The sequence below is a fragment of the Microvirga tunisiensis genome (assembly GCF_009296175.1).
GTDB classification, from domain to species: Bacteria; Pseudomonadota; Alphaproteobacteria; order Rhizobiales; family Beijerinckiaceae; genus Microvirga; species Microvirga tunisiensis.
Map to the genome: position 1 here is coordinate 1 of NZ_VOSK01000388.1, position 5,265 is coordinate 5,265.

4 protein-coding genes and 1 pseudogene are annotated in these 5,265 nt (G+C 63.5%); 1 reads left to right on the plus strand and 4 read right to left on the minus strand.

Annotated features, from left to right (window positions below):
- On the minus strand, positions 1-214 hold a 214-nt coding region (locus tag FS320_RS37410), incomplete at its 3' end, for a CoA-transferase (protein ID WP_280178290.1).
- A 360-nt stretch (positions 215-574) separates the two neighbouring features.
- On the opposite strand from FS320_RS37410, the gene FS320_RS37415 reads away from it, so the two are divergent.
- Positions 575-2,386: an AsmA family protein gene (locus FS320_RS37415; protein ID WP_152717370.1), complete on the plus strand. Its 1,812-nt coding sequence runs from the start codon at positions 575-577 to the stop codon at positions 2,384-2,386.
- Here the strand turns inward: FS320_RS37415 and FS320_RS37420 are convergent.
- The 3 genes and pseudogenes from FS320_RS37420 to FS320_RS37430 form a co-directional block, all read right to left on the minus strand.
- Complete coding sequence (locus FS320_RS37420; protein WP_152717371.1) at positions 2,380-3,183, minus strand: ABC transporter permease; 804 nt, start codon at positions 3,181-3,183, stop codon at positions 2,380-2,382. The two genes, FS320_RS37415 and FS320_RS37420, sit on opposite strands and share 7 nt — an antisense overlap.
- A complete protein-coding gene (locus FS320_RS37425) occupies positions 3,180-4,085 on the minus strand; it encodes an ABC transporter permease subunit (RefSeq protein ID WP_244627636.1) in 906 nt (301 codons plus the stop codon). Before FS320_RS37425 ends, FS320_RS37420 begins: the two co-directional genes overlap by 4 nt.
- A 2-nt stretch (positions 4,086-4,087) precedes the next feature.
- Positions 4,088-5,152 (minus strand): annotated as a pseudogene (locus FS320_RS37430) (ABC transporter ATP-binding protein); the annotation flags it as partial.
- Between the last annotated feature and the right edge of the window lie 113 nt (positions 5,153-5,265).

Below are 5,265 nucleotides of genomic sequence, written 5' to 3' on the forward strand. Positions count from 1 at the left end.
GGATCTGGCGGGTCTCCAGCAAGCGGCCGAGGCCGATGCCATCTACACCCGCATTGTTGGAGATGAAAGTCAGATCCTTCGCGCCCGAATCACGGATCGCCTCGATCAGCGTCTCCGGAATGCCGCATAGGCCGAAACCGCCGGCCATGATGGTCATGCCATCCTTGACCGCCCTGGCCAGCGCGGCCCGCGCATCGCTGTAAACCTTATCCATCAAAACCTCTCCCCATCGGCATGTTCATGCTCGCTAGAGCGCCGGACCCGAAAGTGGATTCCACTTTCGGGATTGATCGATGCTCGATCCCTTAACTGGCGCATCGCCCGGGGCGGAAAACCGGTTCCACTTTTCCGCACGATGCGCTGGAAGCATCCGAAGAAAAACCTCGGGAGCAGCTTGCGACGATATGGCCGCGCGCCGCTCAGGTACGAATGGCGGCCACCCTGCAACTTGGCCTCAATTTAGACAATCCCTTCATATGGATATATGGAAATGATTCATGATTTCGGTCTTGCCTGAGGACATCCCCTCACCTCCGCTTGCGAGGCAGGACTTAAGGTTTACAACATTCATCCCATGTCCCGCCGCGTTTTCCTCCTCATTGCGCTGATTTCGCTCGCCGTTCTCGGAACGGCGGCCTCCCCGTGGACGCTGCCGGGCGGCGGCCTGTCCGCGGAGCTGACGCAGCACGTGAAGGACAGGTACGGGCTCGACCTGGCGGTCAGAGGCCGCAGCACCTTCGCCATTCTGCCTATTCCGAGGGTCAAGTTCGAGAACGTGACACTTCAGTTCCCGAATCAGGCCCTCAAGGCCGAGGGCGGAACCTTGAGAGGCGAGCTCCGCCTCCTGCCGCTGCTCCTCGGCCGGATCGAGCTCTCCGATTTCGACCTGACCGAAACGCGCATCACGGGATCGTCCCAGGCCCTCCAATCGGTCAAATGGGCGGAAGTTCTCAAGAACCGGTCGAACGAGACCTATGCCCGGCGTCTCATCGTGAGCAAATCGACCCTGCGCTGGACCGATCTGAAGGAAGCCAATCTGGACCAGATCAACCTCGTCGTCCGCTGGGCCGATGCAGCCGAGCCCATGACCATGACCGGATCCGCTCTCTGGCAGGATGAGATGGTTTCCCTCGAACAGGCATCCGTTTTCCCGGATCTCCTGGTATCCGACCGGATCAGCCCCTTCACACTGACTCTCTCCACCCACTCCGCACGCATCGCGGCGGAAGGCGAGGCTCAGCTCGGCGAAACCCCTCGGATGACAGGGGAAAGCACCGTTCGGGCCAAGTCCGTGCGCGATTTCACCCGCTGGAGTGGCGTGGAACTGCCCTTCGGGTCGCTGCTGCCGGCAGTCTCCATCGAAGGTGATTTCTCCATGGATCGCCGCCGATTGTCCTGGCCCGCCGTTTCGGTGGTGTTGGGAGACGACAAGCTTGAAGGCACCATGGGCGTCCGCTTCGATACGGACCGGCCGGTCGTTACCGGCACGCTCGCCGCGGAAACGCTCAACCTGTCTGACCTGTTCGCCCCCTTCTCCCAGACCCGGACATCCTCCGGCTCCTGGAGCGAGGAGACCATCGACCTGACGCGGACCACCGGCACCGACCTCGATCTTCGCCTCTCGGCTGCGAGCGCCAGTCTCGGACGCCTCAGCCTCGACGACATGGCCGCCAGCGTGCTCGTGCAGCCGGGCCGGATCGAGGCCTCCATCGGACGGGCCGGCTTCCAGGACGGCAGCCTGAAAGGCCGCCTGTCGCTGGTGAGGCAGAACGGTCAGGTCGAATTCAAGAGTCAGGGCACCTTTGCGGGGGTGAAGATCGCACCCTTCCTTGCCGCCATGGGAGAGCCGCGCTGGATTACCGGTCGGGCCGATGGGCAGTTCAGCTTTGAGGGACTCGGCAGGAATCCAGCAGACGTGATCCGTCAGGCGCAGGGCCGCTCGTCCGTTGAGATCACCGATGGGGAGATCGTCGGTATCGCCCTCGACGACGCCCTTCGCCGTGTGGAGAAGCGCCCGCTGCTCGCCTCGCTCAACTGGAAGGGCGGCCGCACGCCCTTCGACAAGGCGCAGGCCCAGGTCGTTGTGAAGAATGGTGTCGGCGAGATCGCAGAAGCCCATCTCAGGGGACCCGCCGTTCAGGCCGACCTTCAAGGCCAAGTGCTTCTGGTGGACCGCACGCTCAGCATGACGGCGAACATTTCGCCGGCTGACGCTCCCGCGGATCAGTCCCCCGCCCTTGTCTTCAACGTCATGGGCGATTGGGACAACGTCGCGGTGTCCCCGCAGGTCCGCTCCCTTATCGAGCGCTCGGGCGCTGCCAAGCCCCTCTTCCCTTCCGAGCGGGTTCCGGCCAACCAGCAGCGGCCTCAGGCCACCGCTCAGTGAGCATTGCGGCGCGAGCGCAGCACCGAGCGCTTGCTGAGCAAAGTCGCTGAGATCACGCCCAGCGTCACGATTCCGATCAGGATCGTGGAGGCTGCATTCACCTCCGGCGAAAGCCCGAGCCGCACCTGGCTGTAGATCTTGATGGGCAGGGTCGTCGCGCCTGGACCCGCATTGAAGCTCGCGATCACCAGATCGTCCATGGAGAGCGTGAAGGCGAGCAGGAAGCCCGCCATGATGGACGGCGCAATCAACGGCAGCGTCACGGAAAAGAATGTGCGCAGGGGCGGCGCGCCGAGATCCATCGCGGCCTCTTCGAGCGACCGGTCGAAGGTCATGAGGCGCGACTGCACCACCACGGTCACGAAGCACATGGTGAGCGTGGTATGCGCGAGCGTGATCGTCCAGAAGCCGCGATCGAGATCGATGGCCACGAAAAAGAGCAGCAGCGACAGCCCGGTGATGACTTCTGGCATGACCATGGGCGCATAGACCATGCCGGTGAAAAGGGTCCGGCCTGGAAAGCGTCCGTAGCGCGTGAGCGCGAGTGCCGCGAGCGTGCCGAGAACCGTCGCCAGCGTCGCCGACAGAAGCGCGATCCGCAGCGTCACCCAAGCCGCCTCCATGAGGGCCTGGTTGCGGAAGAGAGCGCCATACCATTGCGTGGAGAAGCCGCCCCACACGGTGACGAGCCGAGAGGCGTTGAATGAATAGATCACCAGCAGCAGGATCGGCAGGTAGAGGAAGGCGAAGCCGATCACCAGCGAGGTGACGTTGAAGAGGCTTAAGCGCCGGTTCATGGCCGCGCCTCGACGCGCCGCGCCTCGAAATCGCGATAGATCACGATGGGCACGACGAGGATGATGAGCAGCAGGATCGCGACAGCGGAGGCGAGCGGCCAGTCGCGGTTGGAGAAGAACTCGCTCCAGAGCTGCCGGCCGATCATCAGAGTCTCCGAACCGCCGAGCAGGTCGGGGATCACGAACTCGCCCACGGCCGGGATGAAGCACAGGAGCGAGCCGGCGACGATGCCCGGCATGGCGAGTGGCACGGTGATCGTCCAGAACGAGCGCCAGGGCGTGGAGTCGAGATCGAGGGCCGCCTCGAGCAGCGTGTCGTCCATCTTCTCGAGCGTCGCGTAGAGCGGCAGCACCATGAAGGTCAGATAGGCATAGACGATGCCGATATAGACCGCCGTTTCCGTGTTGAGGATGTCGAGCGGCTCGGAGATGAGGCCAAGTCCCGTGAGCGCCTGCGTGAGCAGGCCTTCGGGTTTCAGGATCGCGACCCAGGCATAGATGCGGATGAGGAAGCTCGTCCAGAACGGCAGGATGACGAGGGCCACCAGCAGGGAGCGATACCGCTCCGGCGCACGGGCCATGCCGTAGGCAACGGGAAAGCCCACAAGAAGGAGTAGCAATGTCGAGATCGCCGCGATGCGCATGGACGAGAGCGTCGCGCGGAAATAAAGATCGTCCTGGGTCAGGAGCTCGAAATTCTCCAGATCGAGCCCGCTGAAGAAGCCGGCGATGTCGCTCCACTCGAACACTGGCTTGTAGGGCGGCTGAGCCACGGCCGGATCCGACAGGCTGATCTTGAGGACGATCAGGAACGGCACGAGAAAGAGCACGCCGAGCCAGACATACGGCACGGTGGGCACGAGACCAGCGGTCAGGCGTCGCGTGAGGGTGCGTTCCATCATGGCTATTCCGCCAGGATCACCGCCGCATCCGGCGCGAAGGTGACATAGACCTGCTCGTCCCAGTCGATGGGGTTCTCGACGAAGCGCGAGGCGTTGGCACGGGTGACGCGCAGGATCTCGCCGGTGGCGAGCTTGACGCGATAGACCGTCCAGTCGCCGAGATAGCCGATATCCCACACCTCGCCGGTGAGCACGTTGATGGCGCCGGCACCCGGCGGGTCACGCTGGATCACCATCTTCTCGGGCCGCACCGCAATCGCCACCGCCTGTCCGGAATGCAGCACCTCGTCCGGATCGTCGATGGTGAGCGGCACTTGCGCCGACGACGTCTTCACGCGCCAGAGTCCGTTCTCCTGACCCTGCACATGGCCTTCCAGAATGTTCACGTCCCCGACGAACTCGGCGATGAAGCGGGTCTTGGGCTGCTCGTAGATCTCACCCGGCGTCGCCACCTGGACGATCCGGCCATGGTCCATTACGGCGATCCGATCGGCCATGGTCATGGCTTCCTCCTGATCATGGGTGACGACCACGAAGGTCATGTGGAGGTCGTGCTGAATGTCCATCAGCTCGAACTGGGTCTCTTCGCGCAGCTTCTTGTCGAGGGCGCCGAGAGGCTCGTCGAGCAGCAGCACCTTCGGCTTCTTGGCAAGCGCACGGGCGAGCGCCACGCGCTGACGCTGGCCGCCGGAGAGCTGGCTCGGATAACGGCGGGCGAGCTTTTCGAGCTGGACGAGGCGCAGCATTTCGCCGACGCGCTCCGCGATCTGGTCCTTCGGCATCCCGTCCTGCTTGAGACCGAAGGCGATGTTCTTCTCCACGCTCATGTGTGGAAAGAGAGCATAGGACTGGAACATCATGTTCACCGGTCGGCGATACGGTGGCACGCCGGCAAGATTCTGCCCGGCCAGAGCGATGCTGCCCTCGCTCGGCGTCTCGAATCCCGCGAGCATGCGCATGAGGGTCGTCTTGCCGCAGCCGGAGGGGCCGAGCAGGCAGAAGAACTCGCCTTCGAAGACATTCAGGGAGAGATGGTCCACCGCCACCGCATCGCCGAACTCTGATGTTCGTTGTCAATGAGCCTTGACGTGGGTGTGCAATCCCGGTGCAGGAACAGGGCCAGGCCGGATAAAGCGATTGCGCAGGGCCGGAGACAGAGCCGTCAAGACGACGGTTGAGC